Source organism: Rhodococcus sp. WB9, assembly GCF_007558985.1.
GTDB classification, from domain to species: Bacteria; Actinomycetota; Actinomycetes; order Mycobacteriales; family Mycobacteriaceae; genus Rhodococcus_F; species Rhodococcus_F opacus.
Genome location: NZ_CP041769.1, coordinates 5,166,289 through 5,185,828 on the forward strand (window position 1 = coordinate 5,166,289; position 19,540 = coordinate 5,185,828).

Genomic DNA, 19,540 nt, shown 5'->3' on the forward strand with positions numbered 1-19,540 from the left:
TGCGGCGAGCCGTCACCAGTCGGCTTCGGTGTACCGGATGACGCCGCGAATGTTCTTGCCGTCGAGCATGTCCTGATACCCGTCGTTGACACCTTCGAGGGTGTAGGTGCGGGTGATCATGTCGTCGAGGTTCAGCTGCCCCGACTTGTACATGGCCAGCAGGTTGGGGATCTCGACCCGGGCGTTTCCGCCGCCGAAGATGGTGCCCTTCAGGTCCTTCTGCAGCATCGAGAAGAGGAACAGGTTCAGCTTGACGTCCATGTCGGTCATCGCGCCCATGGCCGTGACGACGCACGTGCCGAACTTGCTGGTGAGCAACAGTGCTTCCTCGACGTATTCGCCGTGCATCTCCCCGACCGTGATGATCGTCTTCTGCGCCATCAACCCGTTGGTGAGCGCGATGATCGGCTCGATTGCGGCCGCGGCACTCTCGAACGCGTGGGTGGCCCCGAACTTCAGCGCCTGTTCCCTCTTCCACGGCACCGGGTCGATGGCGAAGATCTGACGCGCCCCGGACGCGACTGCGCCCTGCAGCGCGCTCATGCCGACGCCGCCGACGCCCATGATGACGACGGATTCGCCGGGCTTCACCTCTGCCATCCGCGTGGCCGAACCCCACCCGGTGGGAACGCCGCAGCCGACGAGCGCGGCGACGTCGAACGGAATGTCCTTGTCGATCTTCACGACCGACGTCTCGTGCACGACCATGTACGGCGAGAACGTCCCGAGGAGACACATGGGGATGACGTTTTCGCCGCGCGCGTGGATGCGGAAGGTGCCGTCGCTGATCGCCAGCCCGCTCAGAAGTCCCATCCCGAGGTCACACAGATTCTGGTGTCCCGCCGAGCACGCCGGACAGCGCCCGCAGGCAGGCACGAACGACAGCACGACGTGGTCGCCGACTTCGAGGTCCTTCACCTCCGGCCCCAGCTTGGTGATGACGCCGGACCCTTCGTGCCCGCCCATCACCGGGAAGGACGCCATCGGCATCGAACCGGTGACGATGTGGTGGTCGGAGTGGCACATTCCGGCGGCTTCCATGCGAATCTGCACCTCGCCCGCGACCGGATCGCCGATCTCGATCTCCTCGACCGACCACGGCTCGTTCAGGCCCCACAGGATCGCACCCTTGGTCTTCATGTGATTCCCAACCCTTCATTCACGTCTGCGCATCTGCTGATGTGACGATAGACACAAACGGGCCGAATTGGAACACGTTCTACCGAATCGGGTCCGGGAATCCGAAACTGTTACCCCGACACATCGTGGAGGTGATGGATCGGATCGTGGACGAAATACGTGGCCAGCGACTCCACCGTGAACGACGCGCCGTCGCTCCGCCGCCCGGTCCGCACCCGGAATTCCGGCGCGACGGCTTCGAAGTCGTCCGCCACCGCCGCGCCGGCCGCACGCAGCTCGGCGTCCACGACGGCCGGATCCTGCTCGTTGTAGCGCTCGGCGACCGCGGTCTCGTCCTGATCCCAGTTCGGGAACAGTGGATCCGTCTCGTCGAGCATGAGCCGGAGCCGGACGTCGAAGATCCGGAATACGTCGCGAACGTGTGCGGCGTACTCGAGCGCCGACCACGTCTGCTCGTCCGGCCGGACCGTCACGTCGGGGCGGGTGAGGACCGGCGACCATGCCTCCACGTTCACCCGGACCAGCGCCGGAATGTCCTCGTACCGGGTTGCCGCCGAGTCGAACCCGCAGTCGGGACACGCCCGGTCGAGGACCCAGGTCCAGTTCTTCGTGTCGGGAGTGATCGCCATGGCCGTCATCGTAGAGCGACCACAGATCCCGACGTGCGAGTGCCGCCCACCGGTACGGTCGCGAGCATGCACGCCACCTTCCTCGGTGTTTCCACGATCCTGTTGTCCGACGGCGAGACGTCGCTGATGACCGACGGGTTCTTCTCCAGACCGCCGCTCCTGCGATCGATACTCCGTCCGCTGCGCCCCGACGGTGCCGCCGTCGACCGCGCCCTCACGCGAACCCGAACCGACCGCCTCGCCGCCGTCCTCGTCGCGCACTCGCACTACGACCACGCGATGGACTCCCCGACGGTGGCGCAGCGCACCGGTGCGGAGCTCGTCGGTTCGCCGTCGACGCGTCACATCGCCGAAGGTTATGGGTTCGCGATGGACCGGTTCCGAACGATCCAGGTGCGAACTCCCCTGAGATACGGCGCATACGAGGTGACGGCGCTGCCGGCCGAGCACAGCCCCCGGGCGAAGTTCCCGGGCACGATCGAACACGCGGTGCACCCGCCGGCGTCGATCGGCGAATACGCGCAGGGCGACTGCTTCTCGTTCCACTTCGCGCACCCCGACGGCCGCGTCCTCGTCCACGCCAGCGCGAACTTCGTGCCCGGTGCGCTCGACGGATACGACGCCGACACCGTCTATCTCGGCATCGGCACACTCGGCAAGCAATCCGATCAGTTCCGCCGCGACTACTGGGACGCACTCGTGACCCGGACCGGCGCACGCCGCGTGATCCCGATCCATTGGGACAACTTCTGGAAGCCACTCGACAGGCCGCTGACGCCGCTCCCCCGCTTCGCCGACAACTTCCGGCGGTCCCTGCGGTTCCTCACCGAGAAGGGCCGGTCCGAGGGTGTCGACGTGCAACTCCCTGTTGCCTGGGAACGCGTCGATCCGCTGGTGTAGTCCGAGCTCCGCTCGCTCAGAGCTTGTAACCGATCGTCCGGAGCAACGCCTTGCGGTCGGCGACGTCGGCGTCGGTCTCGACACCGGCGGGTGAGCGCCCGTCGATCACGCCGGCGATGCCCCGGCCGAGTTCCGTCTCGGCCACGATGATTTCGACGGGGTTGGCGGTGGCGCAGAAGATGCCGCACACCTCCGGCACCTGCTTCAGCGTGTTCAGGACGTTCACCGGGTAGCCGTCCTCCAGGAACACGAAGAACGAGTGTCCCGCGCCGACGGCAACGGCGTTGCGGGTGGCCAACTCGGCGAGACGGTCGTCGTTGCCGGAACAGCGAACGAGGCGAGGCCCCGAGGCTTCGCAGAACGCGATACCGAACCGGAGGTGGGGGCTCACTCCCGCCAGCGCCTCGTGCACGTCCTCGACGGTCTTGATGAAGTGGGACTGTCCGACGATCACGTTCATGTCGTCGGGCTTGTCGATCGCCACGATCTGCAGGTCCACGATGGCCTCCTCGGATGCCATTCAGTCTGCCCCGCTCCGGCACGGAGAACAACGACGGAGCGGGCGTTCGACCATCCGGGATCCGCGGAAAACGGTGGGGCGGGCGGGGCTCGAACCCGCGACCAATGGATTATGAGTCCACGGCTCTAACCGACTGAGCTACCGCCCCATCGCCGCAGTTCTCGCGATCGCGGCGTGCCGATGTTACCGTGCGCCCGCCGTGGGCGCGTAGCCGGGACGAAGCCCGCCGTGACAGGACTTTTCGTGGTCGGCGGACCACATGGCGCCCCGACGTGGACGCTGCCTCGTCACCGTGTGTGCGAACGCGTCTCCCGGGGTACGCGGATGTGATCCGCACTGCGGTGGACCACGAGATGGGAGCAGAGTATGAGCGTCGAACGACCAGGACCGGAACCGGAAGATGCACCGGCGCTCGACGAGGGCGGCAGCGTTCAGCCGGGTGACACGCCACCGGATGCCGGCCAGACCTCGGGGTTGTCTCATCCGCAGCCGATGCCGGGCCGGACGGTGCCGATCCTCGCATTCATAGTGGTCGGTCTACTCATCCTGGGAATCGCGGCCTTCTTCGTCGCTCGCGTGTTCGCGTTGTTCGACTGAGGTGACCGGCGCCGGTGCGTCAGCGACGAGTTCGTACCGTCGACCGTACGTTTCGACGAGGGCCTGGATCGCGGCGACCACCGGCACCGACACCAAGGCGCCGACCGGGCCGAACAACGAGGCACCCACGATCACCGATCCGAACGCGACCGCGGGGTGGATCGAGACCGTCGCGGACGTGATGCGCGGGTGCAGCACGTAGTTCTCGATCTGCTGGTAGACGGTCCCGAACACGATCACCCACACCCCGTCCATCGGCTGGGAGGCCGCCGCGATGATCGCGGGGAGCGCGATCGCGAGGTAGGTGCCCAGGGTGGGGACGAACTGCGAGACGATGCCGGTCCACAGCGCCAGCGGCAGCCAGTAGGGCACGCCGATCGCCACGAGGAAGATGCCCGTGGCGACCGAACTCACCGCAGCGAGGATCAGCCGCGACACCACGTAGCCGCCGGCCTTCTCGACCGAGATCTCCCAGACCACCGAGATGACTCGCTGTTGCCGCGCCGGAAACCAGCTCGAGATCGTGCGGCGAAGCGCCGGCCCCTGCGCGGACATGTAGAAGACGAACAGCAGCAGCGTCAGCATCTGGAACACGACGCCGAGCAGCGAGGACAACACGCCCAGAACTCCCGGCGTGAATCGCTCGGCGAGATCTCGGATGGTTTCGGGCGTGAGGTGGATGAGGTCCTCACCGGTCGCGAAGTCGGTGTCGAACACGCGATTGGACCAGTCGGTGACCGAGGACAGAGCGCCAGGCAGGGCCTTGAGGAGCTGGGCGAGTTGCTGGGCGAGCAGGGTCCCGAACAGTGCCAGGAAGCCGATCGCGAAGACGAACAGCCCGAACAGCACCAGCCCGGTGGCGGCGCCGCGCCGCAACCCCCGGCGCTCGAGCCAGTCGACGACCGGTTCGAGGGTGATACTGAACAACCACGCGAGGAACAGCAATTCCAGGAATCCGCGCAGGTTGACGAACAGCCATCCCGACAACTGGTAGGCGGCGACGGCCAGCAGAACGTAGAGAATCGAGGGCAGCAGCCACCGCGGGGCATCGCGGGGGCCGAGGCGCCCGATCGACCCTGTCCGCTCGGTTTCGCCGCCGTCCTCGCTCATCGCACACCCCGCGGTCGATTGCTGCCGATACAGCGGGAATGTACTCGTCCGGGAGGGCGCACCGATCCGAATTGGCCGGGCGCAGCAGAAAACCCCGCCCGGATCAACCGGACGGGGTTTCGATGCTCCCCCGGCTGGACTCGAACCAGCAACCGTCCGATTAACAGTCGGAAGCTCTGCCAATTGAGCTACAGGGGATTATTCTGCTGTGCTTCGCCGTTCCCGGCGATGCGAGAGAAACTGTAGCGCATAGCCCCACCCCAGTACCAAATCGCCTGCCTGTCGATGCATCAGGCAGGATGGGTGCAGGTCGTTGTGCGTCGGGAGGAAGCGGGAATGATGCGGTTGTTGATCGGTATCGCTGCGGGGTACGTGCTGGGTACGCGAGCAGGACGTGCGCGCTACGAACAGATCAGCCGGGCCACCAAGGCCGTGGCCACCAGCCCGGCCACGAAGAAGGTGTTGCAGATGTCGCGTCAGAAGCTGTCCGACTCCCTGAACACTCAGCCGAAGCTCGAGCCCATGAGACCGCTCGACGAGGAAACGACCATCCTGGTTCCCCGGGATCAGCTCAAGAAGAAGTAGCCGGGCAGTGGCCGGTTCAGCCGGCCATCCCGTCCCGGTTGGTGTCGCCGATCGCTTGATCGAGCAGGCTGCGGCGGTACTGCTCCAGGGCGACGAGGTCGCCGAGCAGTGAATGGAACTCGTCCGACGCCGTCGCCGGTGAGATGCGCTGCAGCTTGGACTTCAGTTCCGCCACCTGCTCTCCCACCCACACCTCCTGCAGGCGTGCGATCACCCCGGAGATGTATCGCGGCACGGTGTCCTCTTCGGCGGGCAACGGCTCGACGGCGAGTTCCGACACGAGGGACGCCGCGGTGACGTCGTCGACACCGCGGCTGACCGCGTCGACCCACTCGCCGCCGCCGAGTCCCGCGCTGGTGCCGCCGGACGCGATCATCGACTCACGGATCACGACGTACGTCGGATGGGTGAACGTCTCCACCGGCAGCGAGTCGAACACGGTGCCCGCGATCGACGGGTACTGCAGCGCACCTTTCAGCGCCTCGCGCTGCGCCCACAGCGTCGGATCGTTCGGCCGCGGCCGGGAGAGGCCGACCGGTAACTGCGGGGTGTCCTGGTCCTCGTCCCGGGAGGCCTTCTTCTTCAGCGGCGCAGGCAGCGACCCGCGGGTGGACGCCCGCTTGCGCGCCTCGTCCCGCACCCGCTGCCGGACGGCGGCGATGTCGTCCCAGCCCACCCAGCCGGACAGCTGGACGGCGTAGCTGTCACGCAGCGTCGCTTCCTTGATCTGGGCGACCACCGGCACGGTGCGCCGCAGCGCCTCGACCCGGCCCTCGGCGGTCTCGAGGTCGTGCTCGGTGAGGATCGACTTGACCACGAACTCGAACATCGGGGTGCGCCGCGCCACCAGGTCGCGGACCGCGGCGTCACCGGACTTCTGCCGCAACTCGCACGGGTCCATGCCCTCGGGTGCCACGGCGACGAAGGTCTGCCCGGCCATCTTCTGGTCACCCTCGAACGCCTTCATCGCCGCGGCCTGACCGGCGGCGTCGCCATCGAACGTGTAGATGATCTCGCCGCGAAAGTAGCTGTCGTCCATCAGCAGTCGCCGCAGCATCGCGAGGTGGTCCTCACCGAACGCGGTGCCGCAGGCGGCGACGGCGGTCTTGACCCCGGCCAGGTGCATCGCCATGACGTCGGTGTATCCCTCGACCACCACGGCCTGATGCCCCTTGGCGATGTCGCGCTTGGCGAGGTCGAGTCCGAACAGCACCTGAGACTTCTTGTACAGCATGGTTTCCGGCGTGTTGACGTACTTGCCGGGCATGGTGTCGTCGTCGAACAACTTGCGGGCGCCGAAACCGATGACGTCGCCGGACAGGTTCCGGATCGGCCAGAGCAGGCGCCGGTGGAAGCGGTCGATGTGACCACGCCGCCCGGCTTTCGACAGGCCCGCGGCCTCGAGTTCCTTGACGTCGAAACCCTTGCCCAGCAGGTGTTTCGTGAGGATGTCCCAGCCGTCGGGTGCATACCCGCACCCGAACTGCTGCGCGGCCTGCGCGTCGAAGTTCCGTTCCGTCAGGTAGTCGCGGGCCGCCTGCGCGTCGGGTTCCTGCAGGCGCGCCGAGTAGAACTCCTGCGCGGCCGCGTTGGCCGCGACCAGCCGGGAGCGGGTGCCGCGGTCGCGTTGCACCGAGGTGCCGCCGCCCTCGTACGAGATGGTGTAGTTCAACCGGTCGGCGAGCTGCTCGACGGCCTCGACGAAACTGATGTGGTCGATCTTCTGGAGGAACGAGTAGACGTCGCCGCCCTCGCCGCACCCGAAGCAGTGGTAGTGCCCGTGGTTGGGTCGCACGTGGAACGACGGCGATTTCTCGTCGTGGAACGGGCACAGCCCCTTCATGGAGTCGCCGCCCGCGCGCTTGAGGGAGACGTACTCCCCCACGATGTCCTCGATCCGTGTGCGCTCGCGAATGGCCGCAACGTCACGATCAGGGATTCTGCCAGCCACGGAGGACAGTCTAGGCGCTCTTCCGCGGCCCGAACTTCCGCCTCGGTGTCAGCAGTTCGACGGGGCGGGAATCCCGGCGAATCGGTCGCCGAGATAGCCGAATGCGGGACCGGCACCGAGCATGGTGGCGGTGCCGTGGTCGGCGCCCGGGAGCACGTCGAACTGCACGCGCGCACCCTGTGAGCAGTACCGGGCGACGGTGTTCTGCACCGGCCCGATGGCGACGAGCGGGTCCGCGCTGCCGTGCCAGACGAACATCGGCGTCCTCGGGACTCCCGGATACAGTTCGACGCTGTTCTCGTCCATCACCGAGCGGCCGGACGGATCGGCGAGGATCCCGGGACCGTTGGTGAGGTCGGGCAGCGACTTCCCCGCACCGGCGCCGAGGATCGAATCGGTGCACATGTTGCTCATCTGCGTCCGCAGGTCGAGTCCGGCGCCGTTGAGGCCGTCCCCAAGCGGTGAACGCGTCGGGTATTCCCGCTCGAGCCCGATGGCGGCCGCGAAACCCAGGCCGAACGCCTGCGAGCGGGTGGTGCCCAGGCGGTCGGCCAGTTCACCGATGTTGACCGGTGTGCCGCCCTGGGCGGCGCCCACGATGTTCAGCTCCGGGGCGTAGGTGGGTGCGAGCGCCGCGGCCCAGTTGGTCGCCATGGCGCCGCCCGAGTAGCCGGCCAGCCCGACCGGACTGCCACCGAGTCCCGCCTCCGGGAGCCGCTGCGCGGCGCGGACGCCGTCGAGGACGAGCCGGCCGCCGAGTTTCGCGGCCCCGTACGCGCTGGTCGGTCCGAGGTGGTCGGGCACGGCGACGGCCCAGCCCCGCGCGAGCAGGGCGTTGAGGGCGGGCCCCTCCTGGATTCCGCCGTTGAACAGCTGGTGCGACGGCGCGCACTCGAGCCCGAGCGCGTTGACGAACGGCTGATAGGACACCAGCGGCCGGTTCGCGGGAGTGCCGCGGGGCACCAGCACCGTGGTGACCGCGGCGATGGGCGCTCCCGCGGAGTTGGTCGACTTGTACTTCACCTGCCAGGCATCGGCGGTGGGGAAACCGGTGGCCGCGACCGGTCGGCTCGCCAGCACGTCACCGTCGGCGCGTGCCCCGACGTCGGCGGGCGCACCGTAGAACGGATCGGGGTCCGCGAACGGGTACACGGGCGCGGCCTGTGCCGCGGGTGGGGCCAGCAGGGCGGCACCGACCGCCACCGCCAGCGCTGCGGACGTCGAACCGATGATCTTGCGCACTGCAGACTTCATCCGGGCTCCCTGACCATTGGGTGCAAGCTGTCTGTAGACCTATTCGTAGCACCGCGGCGGCCGGACGGGTCCGACTTCCGATTTTGTCAGCCCCAGCTCGCCTGGGCTCCGAGACTGGACTTGTCGACGCGTTCGAGTCGGCTCTCGGTGTAGGAGGCGATCTGGTCGACGACGACCCGAACCCGGGCGGGATCGTCGGCCGCCGCGTTCCAGGCGGGAACCAGGATGGGGTCGAGACCGGCGGGTGCGGTCGCGAGCAGCCATTCGGCGACGCGGTGCACGCGGTCACGCTGGCGTGCCTGCCGCGCCCGGTGGCCGGCATCCGACATCACGTAGTTCAGTGCGAACGTCTTGAGCAGTGCCACCTCCGCCGCGACCACCGGCGGGACCACCAGGTCGGCGTCGTACCGGGCGACCGGCTTGTCACCGTGGACGTCGCGGGTCCCGATGATCGCGGCGGTCGCGAACCGGCCGACCAGTTCGCTGGTGAGGTTCTTCAGGGCGACCGAACTGGTGAGCGTGCCGTCGTAGCTGCCCACCTCGACGACGACGGGCAGAAGACTCAACCGCGTCGCGGCCTCGACCAGTTCCTCGACGTCGAGTCCCGGGAACTCCGACGCACCGAACTCGGCGAGTGCCCGGTGGTCCACCGGATCGGCCAGTGAACGCAGATCGATGCGCCCGTCGATCACGCCGTCCTCGACGTCGTGCACGGAGTAGGCGACGTCGTCGGCCCAATCCATGACCTGCGCCTCGAGGCACTGGTGGCCGTCGGGGGCGCCCTCGCGGATCCACGCGAGCACGTCGGCGTCGTCGTCGTAGGCCCCGAACTTCGCGCCGGGGCGCGGCCGGGTCCACGGGTACTTGATCGCCGCGTCCAGCGACGCGCGGGTCAGGTTGAGCCCGGCACTGCTTCCGTCGGGGTACAGCACCTTCGGTTCGAGGCTCGTGAGGATGCGCAGATTCTGGGCGTTGCCCTCGAACCCGCCGCAGCTTTCCGCGACCTCGTCGAGGGCCTTCTCCCCGTTGTGACCGTACGGTGGGTGACCGATGTCGTGCGCGAGGCCCGCGAGGTCCACCAGATCGGGATCGCAGCCGAGACCGTCGGCGATTCCGCGGCCGATCTGCGCCACCTCGATCGAGTGCGTCAACCGCGTCCGCGGAGTGTCCCCGTCCCGGGGGCCCACCACCTGGGTCTTGTCCGCGAGTCGACGGAGCGCAGCGGAGTGCTGGACGCGGGCTCGGTCCCGGGAGAAGACGGAGCGGTGTTGCGCGGCCGCGATCTGGCTGCCCGGGATTCCCGCCCGTTTCGGTGCCTCGCGGACCCGGCGGGCGACGTCGTGCGCGGAGTACACGTCGCCGAGGGGTGTCGTGTGTGCTGTCATCGAATGTCTACTGTCCCGCCGTGTAGGGGAAGTCGGCCGAGAAGTGGGTGAGCTGGTACCAGATCAACGCCCCTGTCTCCCGGGCGATTCCGTGCAACTGGGATTCGCGGGTGAACACGGCGGGCCCCTGCCGGGTGGGCGCCGTCCAGGCGTCGAGTCCGGCGTCGCGTGCCATCGTCCGCGTCCGCAGCGAATGCCACGGGTCGCTGACCAGGACCGCCGAATCGATGCCCTGCGCCCCCATCGCCTCACTCACCGCCTCGATGCTGAGCAGGGTGTCGGACCCTTCCTCGACCGCGGTGATGCTGTCGGCGGGGACGCCGCGCGAGATCAGATAGTTCTTGCCGGACGCCGCCTCGGTGTACTCGTCGCCCTCCTGCTTGCCGCCGACGGTGATGACCTCGGGGGCCACCCCTCGCTCGTACAGCTTGTACGCCTGCTCGAGCCGGGCCTCGAACACCGACGACGGGATTCCCGAGTACTGGGCGGCGCCGAGCACGACGATCGCGTCGGCGGCCGACGTGTCGTCGATCCGCGCGACCTGCCACACCCGGACCGCGGTGCCCAGCACCAGCGCGGCGGCGAGGAGGACCACGCCGGCGATGATGCGGCGGGTCCACCGGGCCAGCGTGCCGGCGAACCCCAGGCGCGCAGGACGGCGCGGGAGGTCGTGGCGTTCGCGGCTCGGTGCAGAATTCACTCCCTGATTCTGCCAGCTGTCGCCGAACTGTCCCGATGACGACTCGCCACACCCGATAGATTTGCTGCCATGCCACTCGCACCGCGCCTCGAGCAGACGCCGTCGTCCCGCCCCCGACTTCCCCGTGCTCGGCGGTTCGCCGCCCTCGGCGCCGTCTCCGCGCTCCTGACTCTCGTGGCGATCCTGTTCTCTCCCGCGATCGCCGCGGCGGACGCACCGTTCCGTCTTCCCGGTCAGATCACGGACACCGTCGGAGTGCTCGACGCCGACCAGCAGAGCGACGTCCAGGCCGCGATCGACCAGCTGTACGACGAGCACAAGGTGCGGTTGTGGGTGGTGTACGTGCCCGACTTCAACGGTCTCGGCGCCGGTCCGTGGGCGGATCAGACTGCGCAGGCCTCCTCGCTCGGCGACCGCGACGCCCTGCTCGCGGTCGCGACGGTCGACCGCGAGTACGCCCTCATCGCGCCGGACGGACTGTCGGAGATCACCAGCGACGAGGCCGAGTCGATCCGGGTGGATGCGGTGGAACCCGCCCTGCGCGAGGAGGATTGGGCCGGAGGCGCCATCGCAGCGGCGGGTGGCCTGGGCGACGCGATGACTCCGGGCGAAGGAATGTCGGTGCGCACTCTGCTGATCGGCGGCGGTGTCGTCGTCGTGGGTGCGGGGGGTGTCGTGCTGTATTCGCGGAAGAAGAAGCACGACCGCACCCGGGCCGGTGTCGAGGCGGCGCGCAGCATCAGCCCCGAGGACACCGCCGCGTTGACGGCGCTCCCGCTGCCGACCCTGGACGAGCGCGCCAAGGAGGTGCTCGTCGAGACCGACGACGCGCTGCGCACGAGCCAGGAGGAACTCGAACTGGCCCGCGGCGAATTCGGCGAGCAGGCCACGGCGTCGTTCACGGCGGCGTTCGACACGGCGAAGGCGACACTCGCGGCCGCGTTCACCGTACGTCAGCGGCTCGACGACGCGATCCCCGAGACCCCGCAGCAGCAGCGGGAAATGCTCATCGACATCATCACCTCGTGCGGGCGCGCCGACCGCGAACTCAACGAGCGGGTCCAGGAGTTCGACGGGCTCCGGGACCTGCTGATCAACGCCCCCGACCGGCTCGACGCGCTCACCCGCGACATGGTCGCGCTGACCGTGCGGATCCCCGACTCCACGCAGACTCTCGCCACCCTGCAGACCGAATTCCCGGCCGCTGCACTCGCTTCCGTCGCCCACAACGTGACGATGGCGGAGGAGCGGCTCGCGTTCGCGGAACGGGCCGTGGCCGACGGCCGGGACGCGATCGCCCTGCCGCCCGGGAAGCAGGGACCGGCGGTGTCGGCGATCCGCGGAGCCGAGGGCGCCCTCGAACAGGCCCGGACTCTACTCGACGCCGTCGACCACGCCGCGGAGAACATCCGGCACGCCATCGCCACGCTGCCGGCCGCGATCGCCGACGTGGAGGCCGGAATCGCGGCCGCGGCCCAGTTCACCGAGCAGGGCGGGGACCGGCTCGCCTCGGCACGCGCCGCGGCCGAGGCAGCACTGGCGGCGGCCCGCACCGCCGCGGACACCGACCCGCTCGGCAGCTTCACCCAGATCGTCACGGCAGACGCGGAACTCGACGCCGTCCTCGCCGAGGCGCAGGAATCCCGGCAGCAGGCCGAGCGTGCGCAGCAGCGTCTCGAGCAGGACATCGTGGCCGCGCAGTCGCAGGTCACGGCAGCGTCGGACTTCATCGGCACCCGACGCGGCGCGGTGGGAGCGGACGCCCGGACCCGCCTCACCGAGGCGCAGCGGCACCTGGCGGGCGCGCAGCAACTCCGCGCCACCGACGCCTCCCGCGCGCTTCAGCACGCCCAGGCCGCGGCCGGCCTGGCCGCCGACGCACTGCGCCTGGCGCAGAACGACGTGAGCCGCTGGGAGTCCCGCCAGCACCCCGGACCCGGAAGCGGTGGCGGGAATGCCACCGGAGCGATCCTCGGCGGCATCCTGATCGACAGCATCCTGCGCGGCGGATTCAGCGGCGGCGGGAATTGGGGAAGCCGGGGCTCCGGCGGCGGCCGCAGCAGCGGCCCGCGGTCCTTCGGCGGGCCGAGCAGCTCCGGCCGGATCAGTGGGGGCGGCCGATTCTGACGTCCTCCCGAGTCTTCGTCGCACTCGCCTGCGTCGCGGCCACCGCCTGCGGCGGCCTGTCGGGCTGCGCGGTCGGGGACCCGGCCGAGGACGACGTGATCCCGCTATCGGCTGAGGCCTATCGCAGCCGGGAGGACGACGCGGCGGGTGGGCGGATTCACGTGCGGATCGCGAACACCGGCGATGCGCCCGTCGCCGTGACATCCGTGGCGTTGGACAGTCCCGGCTTCGAGGCGGCGCCCGCGACCCGGCGCGAGGTCGAACTCGGCCCCGGCAACCGGATCGATGTCGAGACCGAGTACGGCCCGGTGCGCTGCGACACGTCCCCGGAGTCGGCGTACGCCCTGATCGGTGTCGCCGATCGGGACGGCTCACCCGTGCGGGTGCCGCTCGCCGCCCCGTACGACGTCCTCGCCCGCATTCACGACGGCGACTGCGCCGCAAAGGATCTGGCGCGGGCCGTACCGGTGACACTGGTCCCGGCGGCGGCTCCGCCCGAGCCGACCGCGCCCCTCCCCGCCCAGCTGATCGTGAGCCGGGGAACGGCATCGGGTGACGTCCGGGTGGACGAGATCGGCGGCAGCGTCCTGTATGCGCTGCACGGCGCGCTGCCCGCCACCATGCGGGCGGACGAGGACCGGCTGAGCGTCGACATCACGATCGACGCGGCGCGCTGCGACCCCCATGCCCTCGCGGAGGCGAAGAAGCCCTTCGTCTTTCCGCTGTGGATCGCCGTCGGCTCCTCGGCACCGGAATACTCGCGCATCCCGGTGTCCGAGGAGAACCGGCGAATCCTGACGAACTATCTGACCGCCACCTGCGACGCGCGCAGGTGACAGCGGATCAGGAACCGATGAGGCGCTGCGCCAGGTAACCCTCGACCTGGTCGAGCGCGACCCGCTCCTGAGCCATGGAGTCACGCTCACGCACGGTCACGGCGTGGTCCTCGAGCGTGTCGAAGTCCACGGTGATGCAGAACGGTGTGCCGATCTCGTCCTGACGGCGGTAGCGGCGGCCGATCGCGCCGGCGTCGTCGAACTCGACGTTCCAGTGCTGACGGAGCGTCGCGGCGAGATCCTTGGCCTTCGGCGTCAGGTCCGCGTTACGCGACAGCGGCAGCACCGCGGCCTTCACCGGCGCGAGACGACGGTCCAGACGCAGCACGGTGCGCTTGTCGACGCCGCCCTTCGCGTTCGGCGCCTCGTCCTCGGTGTACGCGTCGACGAGGAACGCCATCAGCGACCGCGTGAGACCGGCTGCCGGCTCGATGACGTACGGCGTGTAGCGCTCACCGGTGGCCTGGTCGTAGTAGTTGAGGTCGGTGCCGGAGTGCTTCGAGTGGGTCGACAGGTCGAAGTCGGTGCGGTTGGCCACACCCTCGAGCTCGCCCCACTCGCTGCCCTGGAAGTGGAAGCGGTACTCGATGTCGACGGTGCGCTTGGAGTAGTGCGACAGCTTGTCCTGGGCGTGCTCGTAGAGGCGCAGGTTGTCCTTGTTGATGCCGAGCCCGGTGTACCAGTCCATGCGGTAGTCGATCCAGTACTGGTGCCACTCTTCGTCCTCGCCGGGCTTGACGAAGAATTCCATCTCCATCTGCTCGAACTCGCGGGTGCGGAAGATGAAGTTTCCGGGCGTGATCTCGTTGCGGAAGCTCTTGCCGATCTGGCCGATACCGAACGGCGGCTTCTTGCGCGACGTGGTGAGCACGTTCGCGAAGTTCACGAAGATGCCCTGCGCGGTCTCCGGGCGGAGGTAGTGCATGCCCTCTTCGCTCTCGACCGGGCCGAGGTACGTCTTGAGCATCATGTTGAAGTCGCGGGGCTCGGTCCACTGACCGACCGTGCCGCAGTCGGGGCAGGCCACGACGTCCATCGGGACGTCGTCCGGGTTGTCGAGGCCCTTCTTCTCCGCGTACGCCTCCTGCAGGTGGTCCTGACGGTGGCGCTTGTGACAGTTGAGGCACTCGACCAGCGGGTCGTTGAACACGCCGACGTGACCGGACGCCACCCACACCTCGCGGGGCAGGATGACAGAGGAGTCGAGGCCGACGACGTCCTCGCGGCTGGTGACCATGTTGCGCCACCACTGCTTCTTGATGTTCTCCTTGAGCTCGACGCCCAAGGGGCCGTAGTCCCAGGCCGACTTCGTGCCTCCGTAGATCTCACCGCACGGGTAGACCAGGCCACGACGCTTGGCGAGATTGACGACGGTTTCGACTTTGGACTTCGGTGCCACTCGGGTGCTCTCCATCTGGGTAATAGATGCATGGTTCACGTGCGCTTTTCGGAGCCCAGCCTATCTGCCCGACCGCGGTCGGTTCACCCACCCGGTTGACATGCGTATTCGTGCATATCAAAATGGAATCGATTTGCAATAAGGTGAGGGTGATCCTCCCGGGCCGACGGCCTCGCGGCCACGGTCCCGTCCATTGTCCGGCACACCGAAGGAGATCACTGGTGAGCGTCATCGATCCCGGGGATCTGCATCCGTTCGAGGCGGCGGCGCCCGCTCCCGTGCCGTCGAAGGAGACCCTTGCGGCGGCCGGCGACATCCTGCGCGCCCTCGCGGCCCCCGTCCGGATCGCGATCGTCCTCCAGCTCCGCGAATCGGAACGGTGCGTGCACGAACTCGTCGGGGCACTCGGAGTCACCCAGCCACTGATCAGCCAGCATCTTCGCGTGCTCAAAGCCGCGGGCGTCGTCCGCGGCGAACGCACGGGACGTGAGGTCCTCTACCGCCTGGTGGACGACCACCTCGCCCACATCGTCGTGGACGCCGTCGCGCACGCCGAGGAAGGACAGAAGCCTTGACCCAGAACACCGGCCAGCGCAAGCCCGTCGTCGTGGGAGTCCGCGCTACCAAGCAGCGCAGCGCTATCTCCGCGCTCCTCGACGACATCGAGGAGTTCCGGTCGGCGCAGGAACTGCACGACGAACTCCGCAAGCGCGGCGAGGGCATCGGGCTGACCACCGTCTACCGCACCCTGCAGACTCTCGCCGACGCCGGAACGGTCGACGTCCTGCGCACCGACACCGGTGAATCCGTGTACCGGCGCTGCTCGTCCGGACATCACCATCACCTCGTCTGCCGCGCCTGCGGCTACACGGTCGAGGTCGAGGGACCGACCGTCGAGCAGTGGTCGCAGTCGATCGCCGACGCCCACGGCTTCTCGGACGTCAGCCACACCATCGAGATCTTCGGCCTCTGCAAGGACTGCATCGCGACGCAGTGAGCGTCAGGGGATCAGCCCCTGACGGGCGGTGTCGGCCCCGCTCAGCACGAGAAGCAGCATCGTGGTCAGCGCCTCGTCCTCGAGCCCGGCGGCGGGGAACGTGTAGCGCAGGATGACGTCCGCGAGCCGGCCGTGACCGAACACCGCGATCGAACCGAACTGCAGTGCGCTGTTGCGTTCCGCGACCTTCTTGTGCAGCGACGCGCTGACCGGACGATCCCAGGCCAGCACGCACGTCATCGACAGCACGTCGAGGCCCTCGGTGAGGGTCATCGCACTGATCGAGCACAGCGCCCCGGCGTACTCGAAACTCAGCGAACCGTCCTCCGCCCGGGTGACGGTGGCGAAGTGCTCGAGCGCGTCCGCCGCCCGCGCCAGCAGCGCGGGCGCCCCGTCGACGGTCATTTCACCCCACCGAACCGACGGTCACGCGACGCGTACTCGACACACGCCGCCCACAGGTCCCGGCGGTCGAAATCGGGAAACAGCTTCTCCTGGTACACCATCTCGGCGTAGGCCGACTGCCAGATCAGGAAGTTGGACGTGCGCTGCTCGCCGGACGGCCGGAGGAACAGGTCGACGTCCGGCATGTCCGGCTCGTCGAGGTACCGGGCCACGGTCGCCTCGGTGATCTTCTCCGGATCGAGTTGCCCCGCCGCGACCCGCCTGCCGATCTCCTTCGCCGCGTCCGCGATCTCCGCGCGGCCGCCGTAGTTGACGCACATGGTCAGGTTCATGACCGTGTTGTGCTTCGTGAACTCCTCGGCGATCTCGAGTTCCTTGATGACGCTGCGCCACAGCTTGGGCCGGCGGCCCGCCCACCGTACGCGCACCCCCATCTCGTGCATCTCGTCGCGACGACGGCGGATCACGTCGCGGTTGAAGCCCATCAGGAAGCGGACCTCCTCGGGGCTGCGCTTCCAGTTCTCGGTGGAGAACGCGTAGGCCGACAACCATTCGACGCCCATCTCGATGCACCCGCAGACGGCGTCCATCAACACGGCCTCGCCGCGTTCGTGGCCCGCGGTCCGGGGCAGTCCCCGCTCCTGCGCCCAGCGGCCGTTGCCGTCCATCACCAGCGCGATGTGCCGGGGCACGAGTTCGGGTTGCAGGCCCGGCGGGCGGGCGCCCGAGGGGTGCGGGTCCGGCGGCCGGATCTGGCGCTCGGCCCCGGAATCATGCGGGGCTCGAGGTTCGCGTCGTCGAATCACGGTCCCCATCCTGCCTGACCGAATCCTGCACCCCTACCGCCGCATGCGGTCGTGCGCGTTCGATCAGCGGGAGAGTGCGGAGTTGCCGTTCGAGGTGCCACTGCAGGTGCGCCGCGACCAGACCGCTGGCCTGCCCCCGCAACGACTCGGGCACGTCCTCCGTGCTCGCCCAGTCGCCGCGGATCAGCGCATCCATCAGGTCGAGGACACCCGGTGACGGCGTGGCGGCGCCCGGCGGCCGGCAATGGACGCACACCGCTCCCCCGGCGGCCACGTGGAATGCCCGGTGCGGTCCGGGGGCGCTGCACCGCGCGCAGTCGTCGAGGGCGGGAGCCCATCCCGCAAAACCCATGGCCCGCAACAGGAAGGCGTCGAGGATCAGCTCGCACGGGCGGTTGTGCTCGGCGACGGCCCGCAGCGCCCCGACCGTCAGGCGATGCAGTTGCGGCGCCGGGGCCCGTTCCTCACCGGCGAGTCGCTCAGCGGTCTCGAGGATCGCGCACGCCGTGGTGTACCGGGAGTAGTCGTCGACGATGTCGGTCGCGAACGCGTCGACCGTCTGGACCTGGGTGACGATGTCGAGGTTGCGGCCCGGGTAGAGCTGCACGTCGATGTGCGCGAACGGCTCGAGCCGGGCGCCGAACTTGGACTTCGTGCGGCGCACCCCCTTGGCGACCGCGCGCACCAGACCGTGCTGCCGGGTGAGGAGTGTGACGATACGGTCGGCCTCGCCCAGCTTGTGCTGGCGCAGGACCACCGCATTGTCTCGATACAACCTCACCGGTCCAGTCTCCCACGTCGAGGCGACCGCATTCCGCAGGCCGAGCCGCGTGCGACGGTCAGGGTTCGGTGCGCCCGTCGTGCACGGCGTCGACGACGTCGCGGACTCCGTCGATGACGAGTTGCGGCTGCTCGATGTTGATGTTGTGGCCGCTGTTCGTGTTCGTGACATGCGTGGCACCCGGGACGAGTTGTGCCAGATCCGCCTGCGCCTTCGGCTGCACGGCGTCGAGGGCCGGGCCGTAGCCGGGATCGATGTCGGCGGGGAGGCTTCCGTTCGCAATGCCCTCCGCGATCTGCGGCGCCACCGAACGGTCGGCGGAGAGGACGACGAGCGGCTGGGGCCGAATCGGTTCGGCGGCGCGGATCTCGTCGAAGCTGCGGACGAAGTCGACACGCTCGAGGTCCGGGTACTCGTCGAGACTGTCCTGCTGCGGGGTGTTGAGCCGCAGGAACTCCTCGAACTGCTCCGGCGGCAGGAGTGTCTGCAACTCCTCCGACTGCGCGTCGATCAGCACCATGCCCGCTACCTCGTCGGGATGGGTGCCGGCGAAGAGTCTCGCGATCTGACCGCCGTAGGAGTGGGCGGCCAGCACGTAGGGGCCGGGGCCGGCCTCGCCGGTGGCGCCCAGCAGCGACCGGAGGTCGGCGACCGCGTCCGTGGTGGTGATCGGCTGCGGAACCGGGTCGCTGCGGCTCAATGCGTCGTCGCCCAGCACGACTCCCGGCCGGTCGTACGAGCAGACTCGGGTGAACTCGGCGACCCCGTCGAAGGCCGAGGTGCTCGCCGGATCGGCCGTCGTCGTCCACTGGTCGGCACCGAACCGGAGACCGGACACGAACACGACGGTCGGTGCGCCTGTGCCCGCACACTCGAGATGGATGTGCCTACCCCCGCCGATGTCGACGGTGCCGGCGAAATTTTCGCTCGTGCCGCCGTCGTCGCTCGCTCCACACGCGGCGACGAGCACCACGACCCCCAGAGTGGGGAGCCACCCCGACAACCGCGGCCACATCGGCACGACACACCTCGAAACCCGTTCGGAAACGCAGACCGCTTCCGGGTGATCCGTACCCCGCTCTCCCCGGATCAAACCCGGACGCCGCCCGGCGTCAGCTGAAACGCTGCTCGAGGTGCACCGTCACCTCCTCCCCGGCACTGTCCTTACCGATCAGCGTGCACAGTGCGATCTTCAGGGGAAGCCAGTGCGGACCTTCACCCGAGGGCATCAGGGTCGCATTGAACGGGTGGCCGTCCATGGTCCCGCCGACCTTCACCGGCCGCCGCGTTCCGAGAAGTTCGGCGGAGTCCGGCACGGTCACGTACGTCGCGAACGCCCCGTCCTTCTGGATCGGCGCCGTGAAGGTGTGCGCGAGTGGTTGCGGGGTCTTCGGTGCGGGCATTCGTGGCTCCTCCGG

General features: G+C 68.7%; 21 protein-coding genes and 2 tRNA genes. 7 read left to right on the top strand and 16 right to left on the bottom strand.

What is annotated here, in order from left to right; translation table 11 throughout:
* Window positions 1-12: 12 nt before the first annotated feature.
* Both FND50_RS24015 and FND50_RS24020 read right to left on the bottom strand, forming a co-directional pair.
* On the bottom strand, window positions 13-1,140 hold the full coding sequence (locus tag FND50_RS24015; RefSeq protein WP_005247847.1) for an NDMA-dependent alcohol dehydrogenase: 1,128 nt from the start codon (window positions 1,138-1,140) through the stop codon (window positions 13-15).
* Window positions 1,141-1,250: 110 nt separating this feature from the next.
* Window positions 1,251-1,769, bottom strand: coding sequence for a DinB family protein (locus FND50_RS24020; protein ID WP_144287338.1), 519 nt, complete (start codon window positions 1,767-1,769; stop codon window positions 1,251-1,253).
* A gap of 66 nt (window positions 1,770-1,835) precedes the next feature.
* Here FND50_RS24020 and FND50_RS24025 point away from each other — a divergent pair, with 66 nt between their 5' ends.
* Window positions 1,836-2,669 carry an MBL fold metallo-hydrolase gene (locus FND50_RS24025; RefSeq protein ID WP_260850671.1) on the top strand — a complete coding sequence of 278 codons (834 nt, stop codon included), beginning with the start codon at window positions 1,836-1,838 and terminating at the stop codon, window positions 2,667-2,669.
* Window positions 2,670-2,685: 16 nt separating this feature from the next.
* Here the strand turns inward: FND50_RS24025 and FND50_RS24030 are convergent, their stop codons facing one another.
* Complete coding sequence (locus FND50_RS24030; RefSeq protein WP_144287339.1) at window positions 2,686-3,168, bottom strand: adenosine-specific kinase; 483 nt, start codon at window positions 3,166-3,168, stop codon at window positions 2,686-2,688.
* Window positions 3,169-3,263: 95 nt separating this feature from the next.
* Window positions 3,264-3,337: transfer RNA gene (locus FND50_RS24035), tRNA-Ile, on the bottom strand.
* 218 nt (window positions 3,338-3,555) lie between these two features.
* Between FND50_RS24035 and FND50_RS24040 the strand changes: the two genes are divergently transcribed.
* Window positions 3,556-3,786, top strand: coding sequence for a DUF6480 family protein (locus FND50_RS24040; protein WP_144287340.1), 231 nt, complete (start codon window positions 3,556-3,558; stop codon window positions 3,784-3,786).
* Here FND50_RS24040 and FND50_RS24045 read toward each other — a convergent pair.
* Complete coding sequence (locus FND50_RS24045; RefSeq protein WP_144287341.1) at window positions 3,727-4,896, bottom strand: AI-2E family transporter; 1,170 nt, start codon at window positions 4,894-4,896, stop codon at window positions 3,727-3,729. The two genes, FND50_RS24040 and FND50_RS24045, sit on opposite strands and share 60 nt — an antisense overlap.
* A 125-nt stretch (window positions 4,897-5,021) precedes the next feature.
* Window positions 5,022-5,094, bottom strand: a tRNA-Asn gene (locus tag FND50_RS24050).
* 138 nt (window positions 5,095-5,232) lie between these two features.
* Here FND50_RS24050 and FND50_RS24055 point away from each other — a divergent pair.
* Window positions 5,233-5,481, top strand: coding sequence for a hypothetical protein (locus FND50_RS24055; RefSeq protein WP_144287342.1), 249 nt, complete (start codon window positions 5,233-5,235; stop codon window positions 5,479-5,481).
* Window positions 5,482-5,497: 16 nt separating this feature from the next.
* On the opposite strand, the gene dnaG is transcribed toward FND50_RS24055, so the two are convergent.
* The 4 genes from dnaG to FND50_RS24075 all read right to left on the bottom strand — a co-directional run bounded on the left by dnaG (window position 5,498) and on the right by FND50_RS24075 (window position 10,771).
* A complete protein-coding gene (gene dnaG, locus FND50_RS24060; RefSeq protein WP_037205516.1) occupies window positions 5,498-7,432 on the bottom strand; it encodes a DNA primase in 1,935 nt (644 codons plus the stop codon).
* A gap of 48 nt (window positions 7,433-7,480) precedes the next feature.
* Window positions 7,481-8,686: a lipase family protein gene (locus FND50_RS24065; protein WP_186301138.1), complete on the bottom strand. Its 1,206-nt coding sequence runs from the start codon at window positions 8,684-8,686 to the stop codon at window positions 7,481-7,483.
* An 86-nt stretch (window positions 8,687-8,772) separates the two neighbouring features.
* The gene (locus FND50_RS24070) at window positions 8,773-10,071 is read right to left on the bottom strand and encodes a deoxyguanosinetriphosphate triphosphohydrolase (RefSeq protein WP_144287343.1); all 1,299 of its coding nucleotides are present in this window, start codon (window positions 10,069-10,071) and stop codon (window positions 8,773-8,775) included.
* A gap of 7 nt (window positions 10,072-10,078) precedes the next feature.
* Window positions 10,079-10,771: a YdcF family protein gene (locus FND50_RS24075; RefSeq protein WP_144287344.1), complete on the bottom strand. Its 693-nt coding sequence runs from the start codon at window positions 10,769-10,771 to the stop codon at window positions 10,079-10,081.
* Window positions 10,772-10,840: 69 nt separating this feature from the next.
* On the opposite strand from FND50_RS24075, the gene FND50_RS24080 reads away from it, so the two are divergent.
* Window positions 10,841-12,898: a YgcG family protein gene (locus FND50_RS24080; protein ID WP_144287345.1), complete on the top strand. Its 2,058-nt coding sequence runs from the start codon at window positions 10,841-10,843 to the stop codon at window positions 12,896-12,898.
* A gap of 95 nt (window positions 12,899-12,993) precedes the next feature.
* A complete protein-coding gene (locus FND50_RS24085; RefSeq protein ID WP_260850674.1) occupies window positions 12,994-13,734 on the top strand; it encodes a hypothetical protein in 741 nt (246 codons plus the stop codon).
* A gap of 7 nt (window positions 13,735-13,741) precedes the next feature.
* Here FND50_RS24085 and FND50_RS24090 read toward each other — a convergent pair whose 3' ends face one another.
* Window positions 13,742-15,133: a glycine--tRNA ligase gene (locus FND50_RS24090; protein ID WP_005571613.1), complete on the bottom strand. Its 1,392-nt coding sequence runs from the start codon at window positions 15,131-15,133 to the stop codon at window positions 13,742-13,744.
* Between the two features lie 221 nt (window positions 15,134-15,354).
* Between FND50_RS24090 and FND50_RS24095 the strand changes: the two genes are divergently transcribed.
* Window positions 15,355-15,708, top strand: a complete 354-nt coding sequence (locus tag FND50_RS24095; RefSeq protein WP_005574847.1) for a helix-turn-helix transcriptional regulator — start codon at window positions 15,355-15,357, stop codon at window positions 15,706-15,708.
* Entirely contained in the window at window positions 15,705-16,130 is a 426-nt protein-coding gene (locus tag FND50_RS24100; RefSeq protein ID WP_005261219.1) for a Fur family transcriptional regulator, read from the top strand. The genes FND50_RS24095 and FND50_RS24100 overlap by 4 nt, the downstream gene beginning before the upstream one ends.
* A gap of 3 nt (window positions 16,131-16,133) precedes the next feature.
* Here FND50_RS24100 and FND50_RS24105 read toward each other — a convergent pair whose 3' ends face one another.
* From FND50_RS24105 to FND50_RS24125, 5 genes are all read right to left on the bottom strand, one after another.
* The gene (locus tag FND50_RS24105) at window positions 16,134-16,535 is read right to left on the bottom strand and encodes a hypothetical protein (RefSeq protein ID WP_005247889.1); all 402 of its coding nucleotides are present in this window, start codon (window positions 16,533-16,535) and stop codon (window positions 16,134-16,136) included.
* Complete coding sequence (locus tag FND50_RS24110) at window positions 16,532-17,341, bottom strand: isoprenyl transferase (protein ID WP_144287346.1); 810 nt, start codon at window positions 17,339-17,341, stop codon at window positions 16,532-16,534. The genes FND50_RS24105 and FND50_RS24110 overlap by 4 nt, the downstream gene beginning before the upstream one ends.
* Window positions 17,307-18,122 carry a DNA repair protein RecO gene (gene recO, locus FND50_RS24115; protein ID WP_037205523.1) on the bottom strand — a complete coding sequence of 272 codons (816 nt, stop codon included), beginning with the start codon at window positions 18,120-18,122 and terminating at the stop codon, window positions 17,307-17,309. Before recO ends, FND50_RS24110 begins: the two co-directional genes overlap by 35 nt.
* Before the next feature lie 58 nt (window positions 18,123-18,180).
* On the bottom strand, window positions 18,181-19,137 hold the full coding sequence (locus tag FND50_RS24120) for an alpha/beta fold hydrolase (RefSeq protein ID WP_144289150.1): 957 nt from the start codon (window positions 19,135-19,137) through the stop codon (window positions 18,181-18,183).
* A 97-nt stretch (window positions 19,138-19,234) separates the two neighbouring features.
* Window positions 19,235-19,525, bottom strand: a complete 291-nt coding sequence (locus FND50_RS24125; RefSeq protein ID WP_144287347.1) for a DUF1905 domain-containing protein — start codon at window positions 19,523-19,525, stop codon at window positions 19,235-19,237.
* Window positions 19,526-19,540: the final 15 nt, after the last annotated feature.

Excerpts from the sequence above, each read along its gene's own strand:
- FND50_RS24015 (WP_005247847.1), bottom strand. The coding sequence starts at position 1,140 with ATGAAGACCAAGGGTGCGATCCTGTGGGGCCTGAACGAGCCGTGGTCG.
- FND50_RS24020 (WP_144287338.1), bottom strand. The coding sequence starts at position 1,769 with ATGGCGATCACTCCCGACACGAAGAACTGGACCTGGGTCCTCGACCGG.
- FND50_RS24025 (WP_260850671.1), top strand. The coding sequence starts at position 1,836 with ATGCACGCCACCTTCCTCGGTGTTTCCACGATCCTGTTGTCCGACGGC.
- FND50_RS24040 (WP_144287340.1), top strand. The coding sequence starts at position 3,556 with ATGAGCGTCGAACGACCAGGACCGGAACCGGAAGATGCACCGGCGCTC.
- FND50_RS24045 (WP_144287341.1), bottom strand. The coding sequence starts at position 4,896 with ATGAGCGAGGACGGCGGCGAAACCGAGCGGACAGGGTCGATCGGGCGC.
- FND50_RS24055 (WP_144287342.1), top strand. The coding sequence starts at position 5,233 with ATGATGCGGTTGTTGATCGGTATCGCTGCGGGGTACGTGCTGGGTACG.
- FND50_RS24065 (WP_186301138.1), bottom strand. The coding sequence starts at position 8,686 with ATGAAGTCTGCAGTGCGCAAGATCATCGGTTCGACGTCCGCAGCGCTG.
- FND50_RS24070 (WP_144287343.1), bottom strand. The coding sequence starts at position 10,071 with ATGACAGCACACACGACACCCCTCGGCGACGTGTACTCCGCGCACGAC.
- FND50_RS24080 (WP_144287345.1), top strand. The coding sequence starts at position 10,841 with ATGCCACTCGCACCGCGCCTCGAGCAGACGCCGTCGTCCCGCCCCCGA.
- FND50_RS24105 (WP_005247889.1), bottom strand. The coding sequence starts at position 16,535 with ATGACCGTCGACGGGGCGCCCGCGCTGCTGGCGCGGGCGGCGGACGCG.
- FND50_RS24120 (WP_144289150.1), bottom strand. The coding sequence starts at position 19,137 with ATGTGGCCGCGGTTGTCGGGGTGGCTCCCCACTCTGGGGGTCGTGGTG.
- FND50_RS24125 (WP_144287347.1), bottom strand. The coding sequence starts at position 19,525 with ATGCCCGCACCGAAGACCCCGCAACCACTCGCGCACACCTTCACGGCG.